At 61.0% G+C, this 25286-nt stretch carries 23 protein-coding genes and 3 pseudogenes; 12 read left to right on the forward strand and 14 right to left on the reverse strand.

From position 1 onward, the window contains the following. Position 1: 1 nt before the first annotated feature. Together BLW24_RS03960 and BLW24_RS03965 are read right to left on the reverse strand one after the other, a co-directional pair. The gene (locus tag BLW24_RS03960; protein ID WP_090376981.1) at positions 2-1141 is read right to left on the reverse strand and encodes an efflux RND transporter periplasmic adaptor subunit; all 1140 of its coding nucleotides are present in this window, start codon (positions 1139-1141) and stop codon (positions 2-4) included. Positions 1142-1378: 237 nt separating this feature from the next. After that, positions 1379-2359 (reverse strand): IS5 family transposase, encoded by a 981-nt coding sequence (locus BLW24_RS03965; RefSeq protein ID WP_090375775.1) that lies wholly within the window; start codon positions 2357-2359, stop codon positions 1379-1381. 116 nt (positions 2360-2475) lie between these two features. Here BLW24_RS03965 and BLW24_RS03970 point away from each other — a divergent pair, with 116 nt between their 5' ends. After that, positions 2476-3114 (forward strand): TetR family transcriptional regulator, encoded by a 639-nt coding sequence (locus tag BLW24_RS03970; protein WP_090376983.1) that lies wholly within the window; start codon positions 2476-2478, stop codon positions 3112-3114. Here the strand turns inward: BLW24_RS03970 and BLW24_RS03975 are convergent. Then, positions 3101-3313, reverse strand: coding sequence for a heavy-metal-associated domain-containing protein (locus BLW24_RS03975; protein WP_090376986.1), 213 nt, complete (start codon positions 3311-3313; stop codon positions 3101-3103). The two genes, BLW24_RS03970 and BLW24_RS03975, sit on opposite strands and share 14 nt — an antisense overlap. A gap of 148 nt (positions 3314-3461) precedes the next feature. Between BLW24_RS03975 and BLW24_RS03980 the strand changes: the two are divergent. After that, a pseudogene (locus BLW24_RS03980) lies at positions 3462-3692 on the forward strand (heavy-metal-associated domain-containing protein); the annotation flags it as partial. A 141-nt stretch (positions 3693-3833) separates the two neighbouring features. Here BLW24_RS03980 and BLW24_RS03985 read toward each other — a convergent pair. Then, positions 3834-4814: an IS5 family transposase gene (locus BLW24_RS03985; RefSeq protein ID WP_090375326.1), complete on the reverse strand. Its 981-nt coding sequence runs from the start codon at positions 4812-4814 to the stop codon at positions 3834-3836. A 67-nt stretch (positions 4815-4881) separates the two neighbouring features. Here BLW24_RS03985 and BLW24_RS26345 point away from each other — a divergent pair. Next, positions 4882-6060 (forward strand): annotated as a pseudogene (locus BLW24_RS26345) (heavy metal translocating P-type ATPase); the annotation flags it as partial. Positions 6061-6082: 22 nt separating this feature from the next. Beyond that, positions 6083-6481, forward strand: coding sequence for a Cu(I)-responsive transcriptional regulator (cueR, locus tag BLW24_RS03995; protein WP_090376992.1), 399 nt, complete (start codon positions 6083-6085; stop codon positions 6479-6481). 79 nt (positions 6482-6560) lie between these two features. On the opposite strand, the gene BLW24_RS04000 is transcribed toward cueR, so the two are convergent. Then, positions 6561-7148, reverse strand: coding sequence for an HAD family hydrolase (locus BLW24_RS04000; RefSeq protein ID WP_208600133.1), 588 nt, complete (start codon positions 7146-7148; stop codon positions 6561-6563). Further along, the gene (tesB, locus tag BLW24_RS04005) at positions 7145-8014 is read right to left on the reverse strand and encodes an acyl-CoA thioesterase II (RefSeq protein ID WP_090376999.1); all 870 of its coding nucleotides are present in this window, start codon (positions 8012-8014) and stop codon (positions 7145-7147) included. Before tesB ends, BLW24_RS04000 begins: the two co-directional genes overlap by 4 nt. A 184-nt stretch (positions 8015-8198) precedes the next feature. Between tesB and BLW24_RS04010 the strand changes: the two genes are divergently transcribed. From BLW24_RS04010 to BLW24_RS04020, 3 genes and pseudogenes are all read left to right on the forward strand, one after another. After that, the gene (locus BLW24_RS04010; RefSeq protein WP_090377001.1) at positions 8199-9119 is read left to right on the forward strand and encodes a histone deacetylase family protein; all 921 of its coding nucleotides are present in this window, start codon (positions 8199-8201) and stop codon (positions 9117-9119) included. A gap of 57 nt (positions 9120-9176) precedes the next feature. Further along, complete coding sequence (gene ampC / locus BLW24_RS04015; RefSeq protein ID WP_090377004.1) at positions 9177-10337, forward strand: class C beta-lactamase; 1161 nt, start codon at positions 9177-9179, stop codon at positions 10335-10337. Between the two features lie 13 nt (positions 10338-10350). Beyond that, positions 10351-11174: pseudogene (locus BLW24_RS04020) on the forward strand (class I SAM-dependent methyltransferase). A 116-nt stretch (positions 11175-11290) separates the two neighbouring features. On the opposite strand, the gene BLW24_RS04025 reads toward BLW24_RS04020, so the two are convergent. Then, on the reverse strand, positions 11291-12424 hold the full coding sequence (locus BLW24_RS04025) for an aminotransferase class V-fold PLP-dependent enzyme (protein WP_090377006.1): 1134 nt from the start codon (positions 12422-12424) through the stop codon (positions 11291-11293). 112 nt (positions 12425-12536) lie between these two features. Between BLW24_RS04025 and BLW24_RS04030 the strand changes: the two genes are divergently transcribed. The 4 genes from BLW24_RS04030 (at position 12537) to BLW24_RS04045 (ending at position 16011) form a co-directional block, all read left to right on the forward strand. Next, positions 12537-13781 (forward strand): TIGR03862 family flavoprotein, encoded by a 1245-nt coding sequence (locus BLW24_RS04030; RefSeq protein WP_208600134.1) that lies wholly within the window; start codon positions 12537-12539, stop codon positions 13779-13781. Between the two features lie 312 nt (positions 13782-14093). Continuing rightward, positions 14094-15095, forward strand: coding sequence for a response regulator (locus tag BLW24_RS04035; protein ID WP_090377011.1), 1002 nt, complete (start codon positions 14094-14096; stop codon positions 15093-15095). Between the two features lie 3 nt (positions 15096-15098). Further along, positions 15099-15554 carry a PAS domain-containing protein gene (locus BLW24_RS04040; protein ID WP_090377014.1) on the forward strand — a complete coding sequence of 152 codons (456 nt, stop codon included), beginning with the start codon at positions 15099-15101 and terminating at the stop codon, positions 15552-15554. A 79-nt stretch (positions 15555-15633) separates the two neighbouring features. After that, a complete protein-coding gene (locus BLW24_RS04045) occupies positions 15634-16011 on the forward strand; it encodes a VOC family protein (protein WP_090377017.1) in 378 nt (125 codons plus the stop codon). 93 nt (positions 16012-16104) lie between these two features. Here BLW24_RS04045 and BLW24_RS04050 read toward each other — a convergent pair whose 3' ends face one another. The 4 genes from BLW24_RS04050 to BLW24_RS04065 form a co-directional block, all read right to left on the reverse strand. Continuing rightward, on the reverse strand, positions 16105-17436 hold the full coding sequence (locus BLW24_RS04050) for an RNA helicase RhlE1 (RefSeq protein ID WP_090377019.1): 1332 nt from the start codon (positions 17434-17436) through the stop codon (positions 16105-16107). A 138-nt stretch (positions 17437-17574) separates the two neighbouring features. After that, positions 17575-18669 carry a cell division protein ZapE gene (gene zapE / locus BLW24_RS04055; protein WP_090377021.1) on the reverse strand — a complete coding sequence of 365 codons (1095 nt, stop codon included), beginning with the start codon at positions 18667-18669 and terminating at the stop codon, positions 17575-17577. A 113-nt stretch (positions 18670-18782) separates the two neighbouring features. Continuing rightward, complete coding sequence (locus BLW24_RS04060; protein WP_090377024.1) at positions 18783-20129, reverse strand: tryptophan--tRNA ligase; 1347 nt, start codon at positions 20127-20129, stop codon at positions 18783-18785. Positions 20130-20157: 28 nt separating this feature from the next. Continuing rightward, entirely contained in the window at positions 20158-20787 is a 630-nt protein-coding gene (locus tag BLW24_RS04065; protein WP_208600135.1) for an alpha/beta hydrolase, read from the reverse strand. Positions 20788-20939: 152 nt separating this feature from the next. Between BLW24_RS04065 and BLW24_RS04070 the strand changes: the two genes are divergently transcribed. Continuing rightward, positions 20940-21377 carry a Z-ring associated ZapG family protein gene (locus BLW24_RS04070; protein ID WP_090377027.1) on the forward strand — a complete coding sequence of 146 codons (438 nt, stop codon included), beginning with the start codon at positions 20940-20942 and terminating at the stop codon, positions 21375-21377. Between the two features lie 83 nt (positions 21378-21460). On the opposite strand, the gene cysN is transcribed toward BLW24_RS04070, so the two are convergent. From cysN to BLW24_RS04085, 3 genes are all read right to left on the reverse strand, one after another. Then, positions 21461-23359: a sulfate adenylyltransferase subunit CysN gene (cysN, locus tag BLW24_RS04075; RefSeq protein WP_090377030.1), complete on the reverse strand. Its 1899-nt coding sequence runs from the start codon at positions 23357-23359 to the stop codon at positions 21461-21463. A gap of 1 nt (position 23360) precedes the next feature. Further along, positions 23361-24278: a sulfate adenylyltransferase subunit CysD gene (gene cysD / locus BLW24_RS04080; protein WP_090377033.1), complete on the reverse strand. Its 918-nt coding sequence runs from the start codon at positions 24276-24278 to the stop codon at positions 23361-23363. A gap of 142 nt (positions 24279-24420) precedes the next feature. Further along, positions 24421-25179, reverse strand: a complete 759-nt coding sequence (locus BLW24_RS04085) for a Nif3-like dinuclear metal center hexameric protein (protein ID WP_090377036.1) — start codon at positions 25177-25179, stop codon at positions 24421-24423. Between the last annotated feature and the right edge of the window lie 107 nt (positions 25180-25286).

Raw genomic sequence — 25286 nt, forward strand, 5'->3', positions numbered from 1 at the left:
CTTAGGATTGGCTGGCGGCTGGGGCGGCGACTTTAACCGGGCTGTCTGGACGCACCTTCGGCAGACCCTCGACGATCACCCGCTCACCGGCACTGATGCCGGAAACAATCACCCAGCGGCCTTTGGCCGTATGCCCGGTAGTGACCTGACGCATACGCGCCACACCGTCTTCATCAACCACGTAAACAAAGGTGCCGCCAGGGCCTTGGGCAATCGCGCGCTCAGGCAGAGTCATGGCGTTGGGAATACTCAGGCCCTTGACCTGCACGCGGACGAACTGACCCGGCAATAGCGCCTGCTCTGGGTTTGGCACCACTGCGCGCGCACTGACGGTGCCGGTGCCGCGATCAATGAGGCTGTCGGTGAAATCCACCTTGCCTTCCAGCGGATAGACGCTGCCGTCACCGAGGGTGATCTGCACGCCCATCTTGCCGTCTTCCGGCAGCACCAGGCTGCCGTTCTGCAGGCCGCTGCGCACACTCTCCACATCGGAATCCGGGGCGGCAAAGTTGACGTAGATCGGGTCCAGCTGAGTGATATTACTCAGCAGGCTGGCATTCGGATCGCCGGCCACCATCAGGCTGCCTTCGGAAACAGTCTCCTTGCTGGTGATACCGGAAATCGGCGCTTTTACCGTGGTGTAATCAAGATCGATCTGCTTGGACTGCACCTCGGCCTCGGCGGCCTGGATATTGGCCTTGCTCTGCTCGAAGTTGGAGATGGCATTGTCCAGCTCACTCTCGCTGGCAAACCCCTTTTTCTGCAATTCACGGATGCGTTTGAGGTCACGCTCGGTCTGCCGATAGCGCACCTGCTGTTGCGCCAGTGCGCCCTTGGCACGGCTCAGGGAGGCCTGATAGGTGCGCGGGTCGATGCGGAACATCACCTGACCTTTTTTGACCTGGCTGCCTTCCAGATAGGTGCGTTCTTGCAGAATGCCACTGACCTGGGCCCGCACCTGCACTTCACGGAAACCGGCAGTACGCGCGGAATACTCAAGCTCCAGGGGCAAAGCCTCGGCCTTGACGGTCTCTACCACCACCTCGGGAGCTGGCGGAGCATCGGCAGCAAACAGCGGGGCGGCCAAAAAAGCCAACAACAAGGAACCGGCAGTGACCGGCAGACGACGGGGAAAAAGCATGGGTGTCTCCGAATAAACGCAAGGCGCAACGTTTGAAACCGGCAATGCTAGTTACATACACAAGTGTTTGTAAATAGAACATTACCCTTAAGGATGGTCTGAAGTAGCCCTGTATTTCCGGTCAACTTCAGCCTCCGCTGATTTTGAAAGCGGAAAACTGATCAAAAACGATCAAGTCATCCGCTCATTTCGGTGTTTCTGGCCGCCGCGAGCACCTCGCAGCGGTCATTTCCCACATTACAGGCGCACCTCTCCTGCATTCGTCAGCAAATGTCGACGGGCCATCCACAGGTTCGACAGGGCGAACAGCGTTACCAGTTGTGCGGTGTTTTTGGCCAGGCCACGGAAACGCGTCTTCACATAACCGAACTGACGCTTGATCACCCGGAACGGGTGCTCGACCTTGGCGCGAACTTGCGCCTTGGCCTTCTCGATCTTGCGCTTGGCTTTGTACAGCGCGCTGCGCTTACTCAACGTGTTGTACGTACTGCGGCGGGCTGCGATCTGCCAGATCACTTCACGGCCTTCATGTTCTGGCCGCTTCTCTACGCCGGTGTAACCCGCGTCGGCACCCACCATGTTTTCTTTGCCGTGTAGCAGCTTGTCGACCTGAGTAACGTCTGCAACATTGGCTGCCGTGCCGACCACGCTATGCACTAAACCCGACTCGTCATCGACGCCGATGTGCGCCTTCATGCCGAAGTAATACTGGTTTCCCTTCTTGGTCTGGTGCATTTCCGGGTCACGCTTACCGTCCTTGTTCTTGGTCGAACTCGGCGCATTGATCAGCGTGGCATCGACGATGGTGCCTTGGCGCAATGACAAACCGCGGTCACCCAAATAGCCATTGATGACGGCCAAGATGCCCGCAGCCAGTTCGTGTTTCTCCAGCAATCGGCGGAAGTTGAGGATGGTGGTTTCGTCGGGAATGCGCTCCAGGCTCAGACCCGCAAACTGGCGCAGGATGGTGGTCTCGTACAGAGCCTCCTCCATCGCCGGGTCGCTGTAGCCGAACCAGTTCTGCATCAAATGAACCCGTAACATCGCCATCAGCGGATAGGCTGGACGTCCGCCTTCACCCTTGGGGTAATGCGGTTCGATCAAGGCAATCAAACCCTTCCACGGCACAACCTGATCCATCTCGATCAGGAACAGCTCTTTGCGGGTTTGCTTGCGCTTGCCGGCGTACTCGGCGTCGGCGAAGGTCATCTGCTTCATCGGAAAACTCGGCGGGTGGAGTTCAGGTATTTTGCCAAATTCAGGAAGTCTTCTTCAGGGTTTCCTTAAGTTCATTACACTTTGTGCTGAGCCTAGCCAGAAATACGCCTACTGCCATGCGTCGAACCAAAGAAGAAGCCGAGAAAACCCGTTGCGCCATCCTTGAGGCCGCCGAAACGCTGTTTCTGGAAAAAGGTGTGGCGCACACCAGCCTGGAGCACATCGCCCGGCATGCAGGGGTGACGCGCGGCGCGGTGTATTGGCACTTTGCCAACAAGGCCGATCTGTTCAACGCCATGCTCAATCAGGTGCGGCTACCGCCCGAGCAGCTGGCCGAACGTATGCGCGGCTGCCCCGAGCACGACCCGCTGCAGACCCTGCGCGAGCTGTGTATCGAGGCCATCGAGAACCTGGCCCGCGAGCCGCAGAAGAAGCGCATCTTCACCATCCTGCTACGCAGGTGTGAGTTCACCGAAGAACTGCGCGAAGCCGAAGAGCGCCAAGAAGCCTTTATCAACCTGTTTATCGCGCTCTGCGAGCAGCAGTTCAACAAACCGTCAGTGCGCCTGCATGCCGGGCTGACGCCGCGCTTGGCCGCGCGCGCCCTACATGCACTGCTGATCGGTCTGTTCTACGACTGGTCGCGCGACCCTAATCTGTTCGACCCGCTCAGCGACGCCGCGCCGATGATCGACGCCTGCTTTCGCGGGCTGATCCGCGACTGGCCAAACGCCGCAGCTTTTACGCCAGGCTGACGCCGTAGCCTTGCTCGACGATGGCGACCATCAGCTGATCGACCGGCACACTGCTGCTCACACGCACTTCACCACCGGGAAACTTCACCTTCACATCAGCCGCCGAGTCGCAAGCCAACAGCGCCTCGGTGATGGTTTTGACGCAGCCCTGGCAAGTCATGCCATCGACCCGGAATGCGTGAACCTGAGAAACCTGCATAAACAACCTCCTGAATAAATAAGCCGCCATGGTAAACGGTTAGCCGAGTGTCGCCCTTGCCATAAGGGTAAGGTCAAGAGATATAACGGCTTGACCTTGCCCTTATGGCAAGGTTGATCCTGTACTGGAATTCCATGGAGGACCACTCATGTCCAGCCTCACCACCTTCAACCTGCCTATCAGCGGTATGACCTGCACCAGCTGCGCCGGACGGGTCGAGCGCGCCCTGGCCAAGGTGGCCGATGTCACCAGTGTCAGCATCAACCTCGCCAGTGAACAGGCGCGCGTCGAAGCGCCCGCGGACAGCCTGGAGCAGTTGGTCAACGCCGTTAGTGCGGCCGGTTATCAGGTGCCCAGCGAACGCCTGGAGCTAGGAATCCTCTGAAGTAGCCATGCATTTCTGGCTGACGTCAGCCTCTGCTGATTTCGAAAGTGATAAATCGATCAAAAACGATCAGATTACCGGCTCATTTCTGTGTTTTTAGCCGCCGCGAGCACCTCGCGGCAGCCATTTCCAGCATTACGGGCGCACCTCTCCTGCATTCGTCAGTAAATGTCGGCGCGCCATCCACAGATTTGACAGCGCGAATAAAGTCACCAGTTGCGCCGTGTTTTTGACCAGGCCACGGAAGCGCGTCTTCACATAACCGAACTGACGCTTGATCACCCGAAACGGATGCTCGACCTTGGCTCGCACTTGGGCCTTGGCCTTCTCGATTTTGCGCTTGGCTTTGTACAGCGCGCTGCGCTTACCGAGTTTCTTGTAAGTGCTACGCCGTGCTGCAACCTGCCAGATCACTTGACGGCCCTCATGCTCGGGGCGCTTCTCGACACCGGTATATCCGGCATCGGCCCCCACCATGTTTTCCTCGCCGTGCAGCAGCTTATCGACCTGGGTGACATCCGCCACGTTGGCGGCAGTACCCACCACGCTGTGCACCAAGCCAGACTCGTCATCCACCCCGATGTGCGCCTTCATGCCGAAGTAATACTGATTGCCTTTCTTGGTTGAGTGCATCTCAGGGTCACGCTTACCGTTCTTGTTCTTGGTTGAACTCGGCGCGTTGATCAGCGTGGCATCGACGATGGTGCCTTGGCGCAGCGACAAACCACGGTCACCCAGGTAGCCATTGATCACGGCCAGGATGCCGGCAGCCAGTTCGTGTTTTTCCAGCAAGCGGCGGAAGTTGAGGATGGTGGTTTCGTCAGGAATGCGCTCCAGAGTCAGCCCGGCAAACTGGCGTAGGATGGTGGTCTCGTACAGCGCCTCTTCCATCGCCGGATCGCTGTAACCGAACCAGTTTTGCATCAGATGCACTCGCAGCATCGCCATCAGCGGATAGGACGGTCGGCCGCCTTCACCCTTTGGATAATGCGGCTCGATCAAAGCGATCAACCCTTTCCATGGCACTACCCGATCCATCTCGATCAGGAACAATTCTTTGCGGGTCTGCTTGCGCTTGCCGGCGTACTCGGCGTCGGCGAAGGTCATCTGCTTCATCGGAAAACTCGGCGGGTGGAGTGCGGATATTTTGCCAAAATCAGGAAGTCTTTTTCAGACCATCCATAAGGCGCCGATCCAGAAACTGGTGGATAAAGTCAGCCGTATTTTCGTACCCAGCGTATTGCTGATCGCACTGGTCACTCTAATGACCTGGCTGCTACTCGGCGCCAGTATTGAAACAGCGCTACTCAACGCGGTGGCCGTGCTGGTGATTGCCTGCCCCTGCGCCCTCGGCCTGGCCACGCCCACGGCATTCTGATCAAGGACGCCGAAGCCCTGGAAATTGCCCATTCGGTAACCCTGGTGGCCTTCGACAAGACCGGCACCCTGACCGCAGGCGCCCCGCGTATCGCCCACCTGCAAGCCATCGACGGCGACAGCACGCAACTGCTGCAGCTGGCCGGAGCCCTGCAGCGCGGCAGCGAACACCCGCTGGCCAAGGCCGTGCTGGACCAGTGCGCAGCGGAGCACCTGACACTCGCCGAGGTCAGCGACAGCAAGGCCCTGGCTGGGCGCGGCATTGCCGGAAAGATTGGCGAAAGACAGCTGGCCCTGGGCAACAAACGCTTGCTCGAAGAGCACTGGCTGCAAAACCAGACACTGATCGCCGAAGCGCTGGCCTGGGAGGCTGAAGGCCGCACTGTCCTGGCTTATAGAGCTCGCTCCGCAACCGCAGGTGCTCGGCCTGCTCGCCTTTGGCGATACGCTCAAGGAAGGCGCACCAGAAGCCATTGCTGCACTGACTGCACAAGGCATCGACAGCCACCTGATCAGCGGGGACAACAAAGGCAGCGTACATGCCGTGGCACAAGCACTGAACATTAAGGTCGCGCATGCCGAAGTGCTGCCGGCGAACAAAGTGGCGATCATCACTGAGCTGAAGCAAGACGCCGTTGTGGCCATGGTCGGTGACGGCATCAACGACGCCCCGGCGTTGGCCGCCGCTGACGTGGGCATCGCCATGGGCAGCGGCACCGATGTGGCCATGCACGCCGCCGGCATTACCCTGATGCGCGGCGATCCGCGCCTGGTGGCCGACGCCCTGGAGATCAGCCGGCGCACCTACAACAAGATTCGCCAGAACCTGTTCTGGGCCTTCGCCTACAACCTGATCGGCATTCCTCTGGCCGCCGCCGGCCTGCTTAACCCGATGCTCGCAGGCGCGGCCATGGCGCTGTCCAGCGTCAGCGTGGTGAGCAATGCTTTGCTGCTGAAAACCTGGAAGCCCAAGGATCACGAATAAACCGCAGGGCAGGAGAAGAACGATGAATATCGGCCAAGCCGCCAAAAAAACCGGCCTGAGCGCCAAGATGATTCGTTACTACGAAAGCATCGATTTGCTGCCTGAGGCCGGCCGCAGCGACAGCGGCTACCGCCAGTACAGCCAGCAGGACCTGCATCGTCTGGCCTTTATCAAACGCTCACGCGACCTGGGCTTTTCCCTGACCGAAGTCAACCAGCTGCTGGCCTTGTGGCAGGATCGCCAACGCGCCAGTGCCGATGTGAAAGCCCTGGCCGCTGCACATATCAGCGAGCTGGAACGCAAGATCAGCGAACTCAGCGGCCTGCGCGACACCCTCAAGGACTTGATGGACAACTGCCAGGGTAACGACCGCCCGGACTGCCCGATCCTCAGGGATCTGGAATCCGGCTGCTGTCATTGAATAAACACACGTAGGGTGGATGGCGTTTTATCCATCCACCACAAGGGGCAATGGGTGGATGGATAAAACGCCATCCACCCTACAACAGCTGCTGCAAGGCGCAGCAATCCACGGCGAAATGATCGGCCAATTCCGGCCAGGGGTTTTCCGCCAGGTTGACCAGCACGCTGCGCGCACCCGCAGCGCGGGCACACTCCAGGTCAAAGCGGTAATCGCCTACCATCACCAGCTCGCTCGGTGCGACCTGCCAGGTTCTGGCGAAATGCAGCAGCCCACCCGGATCGGGCTTGGGCGGCGCCTCGTCACGGCCGATCACGTCCGGCACGGCAAAGCAGTCGTCCAGACCGAGGGCACGCAGGGTCAGCAGCGCCAGCTCATGGGCATTGCGGGTGAGGATGCCGAGTCGGCAACCACGCCCGTGCAGCTCGCGCACCAGCTCAATCGCCCCAGGGGCAGGCTCGGCGGTCAACGCCAGTTCGCGCTCATGCTCCAGCAGCCAGGCATGCTTGGCCGCCGCCACCGCCTCGGGCAGCGCGGCCAGATGGCCAAGAATGTCGTGTTCCAGGGGAATATCCAGCGCGCGCTTAATCGCCTCGAAGTCGTGCACCGCCAGAGTCAGGGTGCCATCCATATCGAATACCCAGTGGCGGGCCGCGCTCAGACTCACTTCCAATCCTCTCGCACGCGGGTAAGCCCTTCCTGGGCAACCGAGGCGACCAACTGGCCCTGACGATTGAAGATGCTGCCACGGGAGAAACCGCGGGCATTGCCGGCCCAGGGGCTGTCCATGCTGTACAGCAGCCAGTCGTCCATACGCAGGTTGCCGTGAAACCACAGCGAGTGGTCGAGGCTGGCGACCTGCATAAACTTCTGCCAGACGGAAACCCCGTGCGGCAGCATTGAGGTGGTCAGCAGGTTGAAATCACTAGCGTAGACCAGCAGCAGCTTGTGCAGTTGCGGTTCATCCGGCAGCTCGCCCGCGGCGCGGAACCACACGTGCTTGACCGGCTCACTGGGCTTTGGCGCGAAGGGGTTGCCGATGGTGACCGGGCGAATCTCGATCGGCTTGTCACTGATAGCGCACTCACGCATACGTTCGGGAATCATGGCTTCGACCATGCGCGCCAGCTCGGTTTCCGATTTCAGCTCTTCCGGCCCCGGCACTTCAGGCATCCGGTTCTGATGATGAAAGCCTTCTTCATCGAACTGGAACGACGCACTGCAGGTAAAGATCGGCTTGCCCTTCTGGATCGCCGTCACCCGCCGTGTACTGAAGCTGCCGCCATCACGCACGCGCTCAACCTGATACACCACCGGCAGCGTGGCATCACCGGGGCGCAGGAAGTAGCCGTGCATAGAATGCACATGACGCACGGTATCCACCGTCTGGCTGGCCGCTGAAACGCACTGCCCCAGCACCTGGCCGCCATACAACTGGCGAAAGCCGAGATCCTGGCTGACCCCGCGAAACAGGTTTTCTTCGATGGTTTCCAGGGTCAGCAGGGCGACCAACTCATCCAACACCTGACTCATGCATGCTCTCCTGTTAACGCATCTGGCTGGGGGCGAGATGGTAAAGACTTCGCCGAAGTTTGTCGGCCCGACTGAAAGATGGATGTGGACAATAATGGCAGCATTCTAGCCAATCGGCCGCAGGGCTTGAGCGCAAGCAGAGCCTGCCGCCATACTTCGGCCACTTCCGCCCGAGCCCGCCACCATGCGCCTGCCGCTGGTCTACCACGACGATTACAGCCCGCCCTTCCCGGCCAATCATCGTTTCCCCATGGAGAAGTTTCGCCTGCTGCGCGATCACATTGTCGCCAGCGGCCTAAGCACCGATGCCGAACTGCTGCGCCCTGAACTGTGCCCCGCCGACGTACTCGCCCTGGCCCACTGCCCGGCCTATATCCAGCGCTTTGCCAGCGGCGAACTGGCCCATGACGAGCAACGCCGCCTCGGCCTGCCCTGGAGCGCCGCCCTGGCGCAACGCACCATTCGCGCCGTGGGCGGCTCGCTGCTGGCGGCTGAGCAGGCGCTGCAACATGGATTGGCTTGCCATCTGGCTGGCGGCACCCACCACGCGCATTACGATCACCCAGCCGGGTTCTGCATCTTCAATGACCTGGCAGTAATCAGTCAGTACCTGCTAGCCAGTGGCAAGGCCCAGCGCGTGCTGATATTCGACTGTGACGTGCACCAGGGCGATGGCACCGCGCGCCTGCTGGAGAGCACCCCGGAGGCGATCACCGTATCACTGCACTGCGAAAAGAATTACCCGGCGCGCAAAGCCGCCAGCGACTGGGACATTCCCCTGCCCAACGGCATGGCCGATGACGACTACCTCAAGGAGGTCAACGACAGCCTCAACTACCTGCTGCCGCTGTACCAGCCGGATATCGTGCTCTACGACGCCGGCGTCGATGTGCACCAGCACGATGCCCTCGGTTATCTCAACCTGACGGATGCTGGTATCGCAGCCCGTGACGAAGCTGTACTCAACCACTGCCTGAGCCGTGACATTCCCGTAGTCGGGCTGATCGGCGGCGGCTACGACAAGGACCGCCTAGCCCTAGCCAAGCGTCACGGGATTCTGCACCACAGCGCCGCGCAGGTTTGGCAGGCGAGCGGGCTGGGATAAAATCGGCACGCGCGCTGTCACATCGCGCATCTTCACGACCAAGGAATCTCACACAGCATGTATGCAAAACTCAGCACACTGCCGGCCCTACTGGCAGCACTGGCATTCGGCACTGCCGCACACGCCGAAGACACACTGCAGTCACTGGTGGACACCACTATTCGCCCAGTGATGGCGGAACACGATATTGCCGGCATGGCCGTGGCAATCACTCACAACGGCCAGGCCCACTACTTCAACTATGGCGTTGCACGCCTGGACGACCAGCAACCGGTAACCAGCGATACCCTGTTTGAAATCGGTTCGCTGAGTAAACCCCTCACCGCCACCCTAGCCGCACTGGCCCAGGCTACCGGCAAGCTGACCCTCGCCGACAGCGCCGGCCAGCACTGGCCCGAGCTGCAAGGCAGCCAGCTGGAACACGCCAGCTTGCTTAACCTCGGCACCTACACCGCCAGCGGACTGCCGCTGCAGTTCCCCGACAACGTGACCGACCCGGCCAGCATGCTCAGCTATTACCGCCAGTGGCAGCCCGAGCATATTGCCGGCACTCACAGACGCTATTCCAACCCCAGTATTGGCCTGCTCGGCTACCTCGCCGCGCGCAGCATAGGCCAGCCGTTCCCCACACTGATGGAAGGCACGCTGTTCCCCGCGCTCGGCATGTCGCACAGCTATATCCAGGTGCCGGCGGCGCAGATGCCTTGCTATGCCTATGGCTACAGCAAGGACAACCAGCCGCTGCGCGTCAGCCCGGGCATGCTCGACGCCGAAGCCTATGGGGTGAAAGCCAGCGCCAAGGACCTGTTGCGCTTTGTCCAGGCCAACCTTGATCCGGCCAGTCTCACCAAGGACCTGCAGCGCGCCATCGCCATCACCCACGCAGGCTATTACCGCGCCGGCGAGATGACCCAGGGCCTCGGCTGGGAGCGCTACCCCTACCCGATCAGCCTGGAACGCCTGCAAGCCGGTAACTCTCCGGCCATGGCCCTGGAGTCGAAACCTGCTACACGCCTCGCACCGCCGGAAACCGAGCCAGGCGACAGCCTGTTCAATAAAACCGGCTCAACCGGCGGCTTCGGCGCCTATGCGGTGTTTGTCCCCAGTCAGAACCTCGGCCTGGTTATGCTGGCCAACAAAAACTACCCCAACGCTGCCAGAATCAAGGCCGCCCACGCCATACTGAGCGCGTTGGATAAGCACTCCCCCACACACTGAATGGAATCCCGTCATAGATGGCTCGTTTGCCCTGAACAAAGCTAACTGGAACGAGCGCGCCGCCTTGCATGCGGCCTCGCCCGATTACCAGATACAACTGTTTATCGCCTCACCCGCGCATTTATCCGAGGTGGTGCGTTTTGACCTGCCGCGCCTCGGCGATATCCGTGGCCTGCGCGGGGTGCACCTGCAGTGCCATATAGGCACCGAACCCTGTCGCTGGCCCGTCTGGGGGCGCAGATGAGCGGGTTGGACTTCTCATCCGCCTCACTGGAACAGGCCCGTAAGCTGACAAATGCCTGCGGCGAGCACATCACGTTTGTCGAAGCCTCGGTCTACGACGCCGCCAAGGTGCTCGGCGCGCAGTCATTCGACCTGGTCTACACCGGCATTGGTGCGCTGAACTGGCTACCGCAGATCGAGGACTGGGCGCGCAATGTCGCGGCCCTGCTCAAGCCTGGCGGACGCCTGTTTCTGCGCGAAATGCATCCCGTACTGATGACGCTCGACCAGGACTGCGAAGATGCCCTGCAGATGGTCCACTCCTATTTTGAACATAGCCAGCCGCAGGTCTGGAATGACGAGTACAGCTATGTGGAAAGCGACAGCAAGCTGACCGCCACCACCACTCACGAGTGGAACCACGGCATGGGCGAAATCATCACGGCGCTGCTGCGCCACGGCATGCGCCTGAATGCACTGGAAGAACACACCAGCATCCCTTGGGAAGCCCTGCCGGGCCAGATGAGCCTGGGCGAAAATGGCGAATGGCGGCTGAATAGCCAGCCTGAACGACTGCCATTGAGCTATACGTTGCAGGCAGTCAAGGTCAACTAAACTCTGGGGGTGGCGTTGAGCGCAGCGATACCCATCGGCAGGTATCGCTGCGACGCCAGGAGAGTGACAGGTAGCGCGATGCTCACCTGTGCGGCCCGCCCCATCCTGCGCCTCGGTTACTCCGCCAGCACCTTATCCAGCGCCTGCTCCAGGGTCGCCACGGTGCGGTCGATATTGCCCAGCTTGTCCAGGCCGAACAGGCCCAGGCGGAAGGTCTGGAAATCCGCCGGCTCATCACACTGCAATGGCACGCCGGCTGCGATTTGCAGGCCCTGGGCGGCGAATTTGCTGCCGTTCTTGATGCTGGCGTCGGTGGTGTAGCACACCACCACACCTGGGGCTTCAAAGCCTTCGGCGGCGACGCTCTTGAAGCCTTTGCTGGCGAGCAAGGCGCGCACACGCTCACCGAGTTCCTGCTGCTGGTTGCGCACGGTGGCAAAGCCAATGGCTTCGGCCTCGCGCATGGCATCACGGAAACGCGCCAGGGCATCGCTGGGCATGGTCGCGTGGTAGGCGTGGCCGCCCTGCTCGTAGGCCTGCATGATCTGCAGCCACTTCTTCAGGTCACAGGCAAAGCTGGTGCTCTGGGTGGCTTCGACGCGGGCCTGGGCGGCCTCGCTGAGCATCACCAGGGCGCAACACGGTGAGGCGCTCCAACCTTTCTGCGGTGCGCTGATCAGCACGTCGATACCGCAGGCCTGCATATCCACCCAGAGGGTGCCCGAGGCGATGCAATCGAGCACAAACAGGCCGCCGACCGCATGCACAGCATCCGCCACGGCGCGCAGGTAGCCGTCTGGCAGAATCATCCCGGAAGAGGTTTCCACATGCGGGGCGAACACCACCTGCGGTTTTTCCGCAGCAATTACTGCCAGCACATCGACCAGCCGTGGCGGTGAGAACGCAGCCTGGCTGCCCTCGGCGACCGGGCGCGCCTTGAGCACAATCGACTCAGAGGGGATCTGCCCCATCTCGAAAATCTGCGTCCAGCGGTAGCTGAACCAGCCATTGCGTAGCACCAGGCACTTCTGTCCGGTGGCCAGCTGACGCGCCACCGCTTCCATGCCATAGGTGCCGCTACCGGGCACGATGGCCATCGCATGGGCGTTGTAGACCTGTTTCAGGGTGCTGGAGATATCCTTCATCACGCCCTGAAACGACTGCGACATATGGTTGAGGGAGCGGTCGGTGTAGACCACCGAGTATTCGATCAGGCCGTCGGGGTCGATGCTGGGGTAGAGGTCAGACATAAAGGGCTCCAGGCAGAAATTCTGACTGCGACCCTGCCCGAAGCCGGGGAAAATGACAAGGCGGACGCCGCCTCGGTTAGAATGCGCGGGCACACCCCACGCCGAAACCGCCATGAACAGTGCCTTGCCAAAGTCCGCTCCACGCGTTGCCATTATCGGCGGCGGCCCTGCCGGGCTGATGGCCGCTGAAGTGCTGGCCCAGGGCGGTGTGCAGGTCGATCTTTACGACGGCATGCCTTCGGTGGGGCGCAAATTCCTCCTGGCCGGGGTCGGCGGAATGAATATCACCCATTCCGAGGCCAAGCCGGCCTTTGTCGCTCGTTATGGTGCGCGCCAGGCAGAAGTGGCCGAGCTGCTGCAGGATTTCGATGCCGAAGCCCTGTGCGCCTGGATTCACGGCCTGGGCATCGACACCTTTGTCGGCACCTCAGGCAGGGTATTTCCAACCGACATGAAAGCCGCGCCGCTGTTGCGCGCCTGGCTCAAACGTCTGCGCGAACTGGGTGTACAGATACACACCCGCCATCGTTGGCAGGGTTGGGATAGCCAGGGTGCGCTGCGAATCACCTCGCCCTGCGGCGAGCACAGAGTAAATACCGACGCCACCCTGCTGGCCCTGGGTGGCGCCAGCTGGGCGCGGCTGGGCTCGGACGGCGCCTGGGTCAGCCTGTTGCAAGACCGAGGCGTGACTATCGCGCCCTTGCAGGCGAGCAACTGCGGCTTTGATGTCAGCGCCTGGAGCCCGTTTCTGCGGGACAAATTCGCCGGCGCGCCGCTGAAGAACGTCAGCCTTAGCCTGGCCGGCGCAGCGCCACGCCTGGGCGAGTGTGTACTGACCGCCAGCGGCATCGAAGGTAGCCTGGTCTACGCCCTGTCAGCAGCCATTCGTGAATCGATCAACCAGCATGGCAGTGCCACCGTGCACCTCGATCTGCTGCCGCAGACGCCGCTGAGCAAACTGCAGGCGGCCCTGAGCAAACCGCGCGGCTCGCAGTCCATGGCCAAACACCTGCATCGCCAGGCCGGGATCGACGGCGTCAAGGCCGCCCTGCTGCGCGAACTGGCCAGCGCTGCAGCCTTCAATGACCCGGCGCAGCTGGCCAGTGCAATCAAGGCCCTGCCTATCACTCTGGTGCGTCCGCGGCCATTGGATGAGGCGATCAGCACAGCCGGCGGCGTACCATTCGAACAACTGGACGGCCAGCTGATGCTCAAGGCGCTGCCTGGCACCTTCTGCGCCGGGGAAATGCTTGACTGGGAGGCGCCCACCGGCGGCTATCTGCTGACCGCCTGCTTTGCCAGCGGTCGCTGTGCAGCTCTGGGCATGCTGGAATGGCTGCAACACCCCGCAGAATAAGGTCCTGCTTACGATCTGCTGCGCGTCGGCCCTACTGCGTTAAAAACAGGCTCGGTAAGTCGCTAGCGACTAACGCGCCTTAGCGCGGCCCGAAGGGCGAACGCATTGAGTAATCTCATTTACACCAGCAAACTCCGCTTCCTCGCCGTTTTGCCCAGCCGGAGGCTGTTACTGGCGTAGCACCTTGTATGACTCTAGCTCGCAAGATCGCAAATACACTCTAAGAGCCGCCGCGCACAATCTCAAGCGGCTATGCTTGAAGAAAACCGCCTCAGAGCGGTGTTCTTCCACGCGCACAGGTACTCTCCAGCCGTGATTCCACTAGTGGTCTGCGACGACTCGAACATGGCGCGCAAGCAGTTGATCCGCGCCCTGCCGCCCGAATGGCCGGTGACCATCAGCCAGGCCACCAATGGCCAGGAAGCCCTGGCTGCACTGCGCCAGGGTCTGGGCCAGGTGATGCTGCTGGACCTGACCATGCCAGTACTCGACGGCTATGAAACCCTCGCAGCCATGCGCGCAGAAGGCCTGGCCTGCAAAGTCGTGGTAGTCTCCGGCGACGTGCAGGAAGAAGCCCTACGCCGGGTCAAGGAACTCGGCGCCCTGGCCTTTATCAAGAAGCCTGCCGACCCCGAGATACTGCGCAGCACCCTGCTCGAACTCGGCCTGTTCGCCCCCAAGGCGACGCCTGGCGCCATCGCCCAGGCGGCGGTACTGGATGAGCTGAAGGTCAACTTCCGCGATGCCCTGCGCGAGGTCACCAACGTCGCCATGGGCCGCGCCGCCGCGCTGCTGGCCAAGGCGCTCGGGGTCTTTGTGCAGTTGCCGGTGCCGCAGGTGAATATCTTCGAAGTCAGCGAGCTGCATATGACCCTCACCGACGCCATGCGCGGCGAACGCCTGAGCGCGGTGTGCCAGGGCTTTATCGGCGACGGTATCGCCGGCGAGTCGCTGCTGCTGTTCCACGACTCCGAAGTGGCCGATATGGCGCGTCTGCTCAACTGGCAGCCGAAGGATGACCTGGAAACCTCGGAAATGCTCCTGGATCTGGCCAGCATCCTGATCGGCGCGTGCCTGGCCGGGATTGCCGAGCAGATCGACGTGCGCTTCTCCCAAGGCCATCCACAACTGCTTGGTCAGCATTCTTCCATCGAGCGGCTGATCCACCTCAACCAGCGTCGCTGGAAGAAGACTCTGGCGGTGGAAATCAGCTACAGCCTGGAAGCACACAACATCCACTTCGACCTGCTGCTGCTGTTTACCGAAGACTCGATCAAGCGCCTGACCAACAAGATCAACTACCTGATGAGTTAAGCCATGGCCGCACAGATAGATATTCAAGAGGTGCACTGGCTGCTCGATATCGTGCAGTGCATCGATGTCGGGGTGATCGTCCTCGATCGCCAGTACCAGGTGGAGGTGTGGAACAGCTTTATGGAGAACCATTCGGGCATGGGCCCGGACGAGGTGCACGGCAAAACCCTGTTCAGCCTGTTCCCGGAAATCAACGAAGCCTGGTTACGGCGCAAGGTCGATACCGTGGTGCAACTCGGCACGCGCGCGTTCAGCCTGTGGGAGCAACACCCCTACCTGATGCACTTCAAGAACTATCAGCCGATCACCGGCCAGGAAGACTTTATGTACCAGAACGTCACCCTACTGCCGCTGGCCGGGGCCAAGGGTGATGTGGAACACATCTGCGTGGTGATCTACGACATGACCGCTGCCGCCACCCACAAGAAGCAGCTGGAAGCGGCGCAGGCCAGCCGTTAAGCTCTGCTCGCCAGGCTCCGCCAGAGAGCCGGCACAACCGTAATAGCCTGTCCGACATCACTCGCGCAGGAACCATCCGATGTTGCACAGCATTGAACTGAAGACCTTTGTGCCGGCCCGCGACTTCGCGTTGAGCCAGGCGTTTTATCAGGCTCTGGGCTTCAAGCCGGGCTGGGTCAGCGACGACATGGCCTATTTCAGCCATGGCGAGCATTGCGCCTTTCTGTTGCAGAACTTCTACGTCAAGGAGCAGGCGGAAAACTTCGTCATGCACCTGCTGGTGGAAAACGTCGAGGCCTGGTGGCAGAAGGTACTGGATGAGCAGTTGGGCGAGCGCTTCGGCGTGCGCCTGGTGCCGCCCCAGGATCAGCCCTGGGGCATGCGCGACTTTGTGATCATCGACCCCAGCGGCGTACTCTGGCGGATTGCGCAGAACACCGAGCGCCTAGCCGAGTAAGAGCGCCGATACTAATCGCGGGCAAGCCCGCGAGCTTTGCTTTATCGGCGAGGAGCACCGGGTTCTATCGCCCGGTTACAGCGCGCTCTACGACTATCTGCCGCCCTTGGCTGGTTTACCGCCAAAGCTTGGCACCTTACGCACAGCCTTCACCACTGGGGCGGCCGGTTCGTCGGTCTCCATCCAACGCCCTAGGCTGCCGCCTTTGCCACCGCCCACCACTTTCGGCTTCTTCGGTTTCTTCGGCTTTTTCACCACCTGGCCACCGGGCAGAGTCTGCGGTACGCGGTGGTCGGGGATAAAGTCCGGCTCGTCGATGCGCTGCAACACTTGCTGGGTCAGGGTTTCGATGGCCGAGAGCAGCTGCACTTCATCGGCGCAAACCAGCGATACGGCCTGACCGGTGGTGCCAGCACGGCCGGTACGGCCGATGCGGTGCACATAGCCTTCAGCAACGATGGGCAAATCGAAGTTGACCACCAGCGGCATATCGTCGATATCCAGACCACGGGCCGCCACATCGGTGGCCACCAGGACCTTGACCTCACCGTCCTTGAAGCGCTGCAAGGCGCGCTGGCGGGTGGCTTGGGGTTTGTCGCCGTGAATCGAGTCGGCACTGATGCCGTGGCGTTGCAGCTCGGCTTCCAGCTCATCCACACCCTTGCGGGTTTTTACAAACACCAGGGCCTGGCTCCAGCGCTTGCTCTGGTACAGGTGCAGAAACAGCTCGCTCTTGCGTTTTTTGTCCACCGGGATCAGCCACTGCTTGACCGACTTGGCGGCGGCGTTGCGCGGGCTGACTTCAATGCTCAGCGGGTCGTTGAGCATCTGCCCGGCCATGGCGCGAATGGCGTCGGAAAAGGTCGCGGAGAACAGCAGGGTCTGGCGCTTTTTCGGCAGCGCAGCGAACACACTCTCCAGCTCGTTGGCAAAGCCCAGGTCGAGCATACGGTCGGCTTCATCCAGCACCAGGGTCTGCACCTGGTTGAATTTCACCGCGTTCTGCCGATAGAGGTCGAGCAAACGACCCGGAGTGGCTACCAGCACGTCCAGCCCTTTGCGCAGCTTCATCATCTGCGGGTTGATACTGACCCCGCCATACACCGCATAACTGCGCATCGGAAGGTGCTGGCCATAGGTGATAAAGCTCTGCAACACCTGCTCGGCCAGCTCACGGGTCGGCACCAGCACCAACGCACGCACCGAATTACTGGCCACCTGCGGCCCTTCCATCATCAGTCGTTGCAGCACCGGCAGGGCAAAGCCGGCGGTCTTGCCGGTGCCAGTCTGCGCAGCGGCCATCAGATCACGGCCCTTGAGGATCGGCACGATCGCCTGAGCCTGCACGGCCGTGGGGGTTTTGTAGTCGAGGCTGTCGAGGGTGCGTAGCAGAGGCTCGATCAGGCCGAGGGAGGCAAACGTCATAGGGCTAACCGCTGAAATAAGTCGATGGCGCAGAGTTTATCCTGCTTGGGCGCAGACGGCCTGGCTGTCTTCAGCCGGCCATCAACTACAAAGCCCGGAAAGATCCGGGCTTTTAGGTACGAGCGTACGCGTGTTGAGTTAAGGCTTGTGCGGCCGCGCGAGAAACTCGTGGGACTGCATTTCCAGCAGACGACTCAGCGTGCGCTGGAACTCGAAGGTCAGGCGACCGCCGGTGTAGAGGTCTTTCAGCTCCACTTCGGCGGAGATGATCAGCTTGACGTTGCGGTCGTAGAACTCGTCCACCAGGTTGATAAAGCGCCGGGCCATGTCGTCCTTGGCGGTGCTCATCTGCTCGACGTTGGCCAGCAGCACGGCGTGGAAGACCTTGCCCAACTCGATGTAGTCGTTCTGGCTGCGCGGGCCATCGCACAGCTCGCGGAACTCGAACCAGGCCACGTCGTCACCGACCTTACGCGCCACGATGGCGCGGTTTTCGATCATCAGCGCCTCGTTTTCCTGCACCTCGCAGTGCTCGGGCAGCAGACTGACAAAACTCTTCTGCAGGCTTTCCTCGGCCGCAGCGTCCAGCGGCCAATGGAACAGCTCAGCCTGCTCCAACGCACGCAGGCGGTAATCGATACCGCTGTCGACGTTGACGATCTCGGTGTGCTGCTTGAGCAGGGCAATCGCCGGCAGGAAACGCGCACGCTGCAGGCCGTCCTTGTACAGGCCATCGGGCACGATATTGGAGGTGGCGACCAGGCTCACACCGTTCTTGAACAGCTCTTCCATGAGGGTGGCGAGGATCATGGCATCGGTAATGTCACTGACGAAGAACTCGTCGAAGCAGATGACCTTGGCTTCGTCGGCGAAGCGCTTGCCGATAATGGTCAGCGGGTTCTTTTCGCCCTTGAGGGTGCGCATTTCTTCATGCACGCGCTTCATAAAGCGGTGGAAGTGCGTACGCATCTTCTTCTCGAACGGCAGCGCGTCGAAGAAGGTGTCGACCAGGTAGGTTTTACCGCGACCGACGCCGCCCCAGAAATACAGGCCCTTGACCGGCCCCTGCGGCTTTTTGCCGAACAGCTTGCCGAATACGCCGGCGCTGCCCTTGTCGGCGGCGACCAGGTCGTCATACAGGCGCTGCAGATGACGCACCGCCGTTTCCTGGGCGGCATCATGAAAGAAATCGGGGCGTTTAAGGTCAGCCTGGTAGCGTTCTAGGGGCGTCATAAATTCGTTAGCCGGGCAAGTAAAACGGGGGCGTCACTTTAGCGACGCCCCCGTTGATTGGCAACGGCTTATAGACGGCGTACCGGTTGTGGGAGGGGCCATCCAGCAGAGCGTTATTCCTGAGGTGCCAGCGCCTCACGCAGACGCTGAATCGCCGCCTGACAGGCCTCGCTGTCGGCAAATGCCGGGCTTTGCGCCACGCACTCATCGTCCAGCCAGACGGCAAAGCCGCCGTCCTGCTCGCGCACATCCAGTGCGTCGCCGGACTGCAGACGCTTGTTGACCATGCCTGCGGCCTTGCCATCGGCAAACGACTTGGATAGCAACAGCTGCTCGCCGGCGGCATCCAGCAGGCGGAAGCGGAAGCTGCCGTCGTCATCGCGGAAGCTGACAAAGCGTGCGCTCTTGCCGGCTTTCTTCTTCTCACCCGCCGTGTTGACGGCCTGGCTGCGGAACGAGCGCAGGCCAACGGCCTCACGCAGCTCACCGAGAAACGGCGTGGCGATCTTGCGCGCCTTGGCGGCACCGGCCAGCAGAATGTCTTCCAGATCGGCCGGTTTGCTGATCAGCGCGTGATAGCGCTCGCGCGCCTCGCCCAGCTCGGCTTCCAGCAGGGTGCACAACGCCTGCTTGGCTTCGCCCCAAGCCATACCGCCCTCCAGCGCAGCACGGAAGTCCGCCTGCTGGGTCGGTGCAGCAAAGGCCTGATAGAGGGTGAACAGATGCGAACTATCCGGGTCTTTTGGTTCGCCCGGCAGCTTGGAGTCGGTCACGACACGTGCAACGGCATCCTTGAGCTGCTTGGCACTGCCGAACAACGGGATGGTGTTGTCGTAGCTCTTGCTCATCTTGCGACCGTCAAGGCCTGGCAACGTGGATACGTCTTCCTCGATCACCGCCTCGGGCAGGGTGAACAGCTCCTTGCCATTGCCAAACAGATGGTTGAAGCGCTGACCGATATCGCGGGCCATTTCCACGTGCTGAATCTGGTCGCGGCCGACCGGCACCTTGTGTGCGTTGAACATCAGAATGTCCGCGGCCATCAGCACCGGGTAGCTGAACAGGCCCATGGTGATGCCCGCATCCGGGTCTTCACCGGCTTCGACGTTCTTGTCCACCGACGCCTTGTAGGCGTGGGCGCGGTTGAGCAGGCCCTTGCCGGCGACGCAGGAGAGCAACCAGCACAGCTCGGGAATCTCGGGGATATCCGACTGGCGGTAGAAGGTTGCCTTGTCGGTATCCAGACCCAGCGCCAGCCAGGTGGCGGCGATTTCCAGTCGCGAACGCTGGATACGTGCCGGCTCATCGCACTTGATCAGCGCATGGTAGTCCGCCAGGAAGTAGAACGAATCCGCATCGGCGGCGCGACTGGCAACGATGGCCGGGCGAATCGCGCCCGCGTAATTGCCCAGGTGCGGCGTGCCGGTGGTGGTGATGCCGGTAAGGATACGAGTGGTCATAACGTTCGCTTATTGAGGCTCAATCAGTTCAGAGACGCGGCAATAACAAATCCTTTAGGTCGGTCAGCTTGCCGTGAAAAAAGTGGCCGCATTCTGCCACTTTCAGCAGCTCATGGGCACGCCCGAGTGCCGCCGACCACTGGTAAACCACCTGCGGGTCGATCACTTCGTCGTCGCCGGGCTGGATCAGGATCAACGGGCAATGGCTGGCCGGGGGCGTTTCTTCGCTCAGGCGATGCACGGCCGGGGCCACCATAAACAGCTTGTCGAGTGTCACGCCCTGGATCTCAAGGCGCGCGCCGAGTGCGGCAGCGACAAAACCGCCAAAGGAAAAACCCAGCAGGGTCAGCGGTAACTCGGGGTGCTGCGCACGCAGCCAGTTGGCCACGGCCTCGGCATCATCTACCTCACCGCTGGCCATATCGTGGCTGCCCGCACTGGCGCCGACACCGCGGTAATTGAAACGCAACGTGGCCAGGCCACAGTCACGAGCCGTGCGTTGCAGGGTGGAGACCACCTTGTTAAGCATGGTGCCGCCCTGCACCGGGTTGGGGTGGCAAATCAGCGCCACGCCACGGGCATCAGGGGTATCCAGCCACAGGGCTTCGAGTTGGCCGCAGGGGCCGGCAATCATCAGAGGGGTTTCGCGGGTGAGCAACAGGGAACTCCGTGACCTCGCAGTGGGTCGACTCGTCTAGCTGACAGCCTGCACCATACACAACACCGCAAACCTTTCGGCATTGCATTGCGGTATACAGCGCAGGTTCGAGCCGTTAACGTAAAGCAAAGCCGTTTAGAGAGGAAGGACTCGTGGAACAGACGCTTACCGCCTGGTTGCTACCCGCCATTACCCTGGTAGCTGGCATTGCCATTGGCTTCCTGATTGCCCGCCTGGCACCCAATGCGGCCCCTAGCCGCACCCAACGTCAGCTGGATGAAATTCAAGAACGCTTCGACACCTACCAAAGCGAGGTGGTGACACATTTCAACACCACGGCCAACCTAGTGAAAAAGCTCAGCCAGACTCAACTGGACGTGCAGCAGCACCTGTCCGAAGGGGCCAACCGCCTGGCACTCGACGAACTGACTCGCCAGCGCCTGCTTGCCACCCTGCATGCCGATGAAAGCAGTGAAAAGCGCGAGCGCATCAAGGCACCGGCCCATCATGAAATGCCTAAGGACTACGCGCCGAAAAGCGCGGATGTGCCAGGCATGCTCGATGAAAGCTACGGTTTGAAGAACAAGTAAACGCCACTGACCCGGTCGCTTCGGCGACCGAACAGGCATTAAAAAGCCCCGCACTAGGCGGGGCTTTTTAATGTGCAGCGGATTTAGATGGCGCCGCGCTCACGCAGCAGAGCCAGTACAAGCTTGACCCCTTCATCTACCGACACCGACTGCGTATCGATCAGCAGATCGGCATTCAGCGGGATGTCGTACGGGAAGGACTCGCCCGGGATGTTGTCACCACCCGCTGCGTACAGACCCTGCGGATCACGCTCTGCGCAGACCTGCGGAGACGCCTGCACATACACAGTGATCAGGCGCTCGGCACCGATCAGCGCCTTGGCCTGCTCGCGGCCTTCGGCATCCGGGGCGACGAACGCGGCCAAGGTCAGCAGACCAGCTTCGTTGAACTGACGCGAGACGTGAGCGGCACGCCGCCAGTTCTCGGTGCGCCCGGCACGATTCTGCGGCAGACCTTTGTTCAGGTCATGGCGCAGGTTCTGGCCATCCAGCACATAGACCGCGCGCCCCATATCGAACAGCTTGCGCTCTACGGCGTAGGCCAGGGTGCTCTTGCCCGCGCCGGACAGGCCGCTGAACAGCACGGTAGCCGGCTGTTGACCAAAGCGCGTGGCACGCTCTTCAGTGGAGACATGCGCCAGCTTGCCATGATGACCACCCGCGCCTGCACCGACAGGCTCAGCGATGATCATGCCGGCACCAACGGTGCCATTGGTCAGACGGTCGATGACGATAAAGGAGCCGGTGGTGCGGCTGTGCGCGTAGCCATCCAGCGCAATCGGAGCATCCAGGGCGATACGCACCTGACCGATTTCGTTGAGTTGCAGGCTGCTCGCCGCACCGTGCTCCAGGGTATTCACATCGACCCGGTGGGTGATGCTGGCAATCGAACCCGGCACATAGCTGGTGGCGCGCTTGATGTCGTATTTCTTGCCCGGCAGCATCGGCTCTTCGGCCATCCACACCAGCATGGCGTCGAAGCTGTCGACCACCTGCGGGCGGTTGTCGGCATGCACCAGCATGTCGCCACGGGAGACGTCGATTTCGTCTTCCAGGGTGATAGTGATTGCCTGGCCCGGACCGGCCTGCTCCAGTTCGCCTTCGAAGGTGACAATGGATTTGACCTTGCTGCCCTTGCCCGATGGCAGCGCGATGACTTCGTCGCCCTTGCGCACGATGCCGCTGGCCAGGGTGCCGGCAAAACCACGGAAGTTCAGGTTCGGACGGTTAACGTACTGCACCGGGAAACGCAGGTCGGTGAAGTTGCGATCGCCGGCCACTTCCACGGTTTCGAGGATTTCCATCAGCGACTGGCCGGTGTACCAAGGCGACTGCTCGCTCTTGTTGACCACGTTGTCGCCCTTCAGTGCCGACATCGGCACGAAGTGCAGGGAAGTCGGTTTAAGCGCAATACCTTCAGCAAACTTCAGGTAGTCGGCCTTGATCTGCTCGAACACGCCTTGATCGAAGCCCTTGAGGTCCATCTTGTTGATGGCCACAACGATGTGCTTGATGCCCAGCAAACTGGCGATAAAGCTGTGGCGCTTGGTCTGGGTCCGCACACCGTAGCGCGCGTCGATCAGGATGATCGCCAGGTCGCAGGTGGAGGCGCCGGTGGCCATGTTGCGCGTGTACTGCTCATGGCCGGGGGTGTCGGCGATGATAAATTTGCGCTTGGAGGTCGAGAAATAGCGGTACGCCACATCGATGGTGATGCCCTGCTCGCGCTCGGCCTGCAAACCATCCACCAGCAATGCCAGGTCGATGTCATCGCCCGTGGTGCCGACTTTCTTCGAATCCTTGCTGATGGCTTCCAGATGATCTTCGTAGATCATCTTGGAGTCGTGCAGCAGACGCCCAATCAGAGTGCTCTTGCCGTCGTCGACGTTGCCACAGGTGAGAAAGCGCAGCAGTTCTTTACGCTCGTGCTGGGCCAGGTAAGCGAGGATGTCTTCGCTGATCAGATCGGATTGGTGCGACATCTTAAAAATACCCCTGACGTTTTTTCTCTTCCATCGAACCGGCAGCATCGTGGTCGATGACACGGCCCTGACGCTCGGAAGTACGGGTCAGGAGCATTTCCTGAATGATGTCCGTGAGGCTGGTGGCCGTGGACTCCACCGCGCCGGTCAGCGGGTAGCAGCCGAGGGCACGGAAACGCACCATCTTCTTGGTGATCCGGGCTTTTTCTTCGTCGGAGAGGTGCTCGAGGATGCGATCGTCGTCGATCATGATCAGCGTGCCATTCTTCTCGATCACTTCACGCTCGGCGGCGAAGTACAGCGGCACGATCGGAATCTGCTCCAGGTAGATGTACTGCCAGATGTCCAGCTCGGTCCAGTTGGACAGCGGGAACACACGGATCGACTCGCCCTTTTTGACATTGCCGTTGTACACATTCCACAGCTCGGGACGCTGGTTCTTCGGATCCCAACGGTGCTTGCTGTCGCGGAAGGAATACACGCGCTCTTTAGCACGGGATTTCTCTTCGTCGCGGCGTGCGCCACCGAAGGCGGCATCAAAGCCGTACTTGTCCAGCGCCTGCTTGAGGCCCTCGGTCTTCATCACGTCGGTGTGCTTGGCACTGCCGTAGGTGAAGGGGTTCATGTCCTGCGCTACGCCATCGGGGTTGATGTGGGTGATCAGGTCCAGGCCGTACTCTTTGACCATCTTCTCGCGGAAGCTGTACATCTCCTGAAACTTCCAGCGCGTATCGACGTGCATCACCGGGAACGGCAACTTCCCCGGGAAGAACGCCTTACGTGCCAGATGCAGCATCACGGCGGAGTCTTTACCGATGGAATAGAGCATTACCGGGTTGTCGAATTCGGCGGCCACTTCACGAATGATGTGGATACTTTCCGCCTCCAGCTGTTTCAGGTGGGTCAGTTTATCGAGCATGGCTACTCACGAAATGCGATGTGTTTGGGCCGGCGGGCCGTGGACGAGGGCGCACTCTAGCACAGCACCCGCGTCTAATCAGGAGCCAGGTTAGATCGAAACGATCTAGCTTTATACCTGCCGGGAAGGCGGTAATTACGCCTCAGATTGGGTTTGGACAATCGATAAATAGATGCTCAATGGCAAAACGTCGCGCCAGGTAATCGCCTAAAGCTTTCACGCCATAACGCTCGGTGGCGTGATGGCCGGCGGCGATAAAGCTGATGCCGTTTTCCCGGGTGCTGTGGAAGGTCTGCTCAGAGGCTTCGCCGGTCAGGTACAGATCGACCCCGGCGGCAATCGCCTGATCGATATAGCCCTGACCACCGCCGGTGCACCAGCCGACTCGACGAATCATTTCATCGCCCTCAACCAGCAGTGGTTCACGGCCAAGCACCTGATGCACATGGCGGGCAAAGTCGCGCGGACTCATGGCCTCGGTCAACGAGCCGATCAGGCCGACGGTGCGTGGGTTTTCCGGCTCCAGCGGACCTTCCACGGTAATGCCCAGCTGCGCGGCCAGTTGCACGTTGTTGCCCACCTCAGCGTGCACATCCAGTGGCAGGTGATAAGCCAGCAGGCTGATGTCGTTGGCCAGCAGGGTTTGCAGGCGGCGGCGCTTCATCCCGGTGATACAGGGATTTTCACCTTTCCAGAAGTAGCCATGGTGCACCAGCAGCACATCGGCTTCAGCTTCAACGGCCGCATCGACCAGCGCCTGGCTGGCGGTCACGCCACTGACGATGCGCCGCACCTGCGGCCGGCCTTCGACCTGCAGGCCATTGGGGCAGTAATCGCTGATGCGTGCGGCATTCAGGTAGCGGTCGGCTTCTTCCACCAGGGTCGCCAGGGCAATGGCCATAGGGTTTCCTTATCAACAAGTGTGCAGGCGCTGCTTTATTCGCGGCCACCTCTCTATAATGGCGCACCTTAAGGGGCGCATCCGCCCCCGGCAACCCTCAGGATTGG

The organism is Pseudomonas anguilliseptica (genome assembly GCF_900105355.1).
Classification (GTDB): Bacteria; Pseudomonadota; Gammaproteobacteria; order Pseudomonadales; family Pseudomonadaceae; genus Aquipseudomonas; species Aquipseudomonas anguilliseptica.

Coding starts and splice junctions, on each gene's coding strand:
- cueR (WP_090376992.1), top strand. CDS start 6,083: ATGAATATCGGCCAAGCCGCCAAAAAAACCGGCCTGAGCGCCAAGATG.
- ampC (WP_090377004.1), top strand. CDS start 9,177: ATGTATGCAAAACTCAGCACACTGCCGGCCCTACTGGCAGCACTGGCA.
- BLW24_RS03960 (WP_090376981.1), bottom strand. CDS start 1,141: ATGCTTTTTCCCCGTCGTCTGCCGGTCACTGCCGGTTCCTTGTTGTTG.
- zapE (WP_090377021.1), bottom strand. CDS start 18,669: ATGACGCCCCTAGAACGCTACCAGGCTGACCTTAAACGCCCCGATTTC.
- BLW24_RS04060 (WP_090377024.1), bottom strand. CDS start 20,129: ATGACCACTCGTATCCTTACCGGCATCACCACCACCGGCACGCCGCAC.
- BLW24_RS04050 (WP_090377019.1), bottom strand. CDS start 17,436: ATGACGTTTGCCTCCCTCGGCCTGATCGAGCCTCTGCTACGCACCCTC.
- BLW24_RS03970 (WP_090376983.1), top strand. CDS start 2,476: ATGCGTCGAACCAAAGAAGAAGCCGAGAAAACCCGTTGCGCCATCCTT.
- BLW24_RS04025 (WP_090377006.1), bottom strand. CDS start 12,424: ATGTCTGACCTCTACCCCAGCATCGACCCCGACGGCCTGATCGAATAC.
- BLW24_RS04030 (WP_208600134.1), top strand. CDS start 12,537: ATGAACAGTGCCTTGCCAAAGTCCGCTCCACGCGTTGCCATTATCGGC.
- BLW24_RS03985 (WP_090375326.1), bottom strand. CDS start 4,814: ATGAAGCAGATGACCTTCGCCGACGCCGAGTACGCCGGCAAGCGCAAG.
- BLW24_RS04010 (WP_090377001.1), top strand. CDS start 8,199: ATGCGCCTGCCGCTGGTCTACCACGACGATTACAGCCCGCCCTTCCCG.
- BLW24_RS03975 (WP_090376986.1), bottom strand. CDS start 3,313: ATGCAGGTTTCTCAGGTTCACGCATTCCGGGTCGATGGCATGACTTGC.
- BLW24_RS04045 (WP_090377017.1), top strand. CDS start 15,634: ATGTTGCACAGCATTGAACTGAAGACCTTTGTGCCGGCCCGCGACTTC.
- tesB (WP_090376999.1), bottom strand. CDS start 8,014: ATGAGTCAGGTGTTGGATGAGTTGGTCGCCCTGCTGACCCTGGAAACC.
- cysD (WP_090377033.1), bottom strand. CDS start 24,278: ATGCTCGATAAACTGACCCACCTGAAACAGCTGGAGGCGGAAAGTATC.
- BLW24_RS04040 (WP_090377014.1), top strand. CDS start 15,099: ATGGCCGCACAGATAGATATTCAAGAGGTGCACTGGCTGCTCGATATC.
- cysN (WP_090377030.1), bottom strand. CDS start 23,359: ATGTCGCACCAATCCGATCTGATCAGCGAAGACATCCTCGCTTACCTG.
- BLW24_RS04085 (WP_090377036.1), bottom strand. CDS start 25,179: ATGGCCATTGCCCTGGCGACCCTGGTGGAAGAAGCCGACCGCTACCTG.
- BLW24_RS03965 (WP_090375775.1), bottom strand. CDS start 2,359: ATGAAGCAGATGACCTTCGCCGACGCCGAGTACGCCGGCAAGCGCAAG.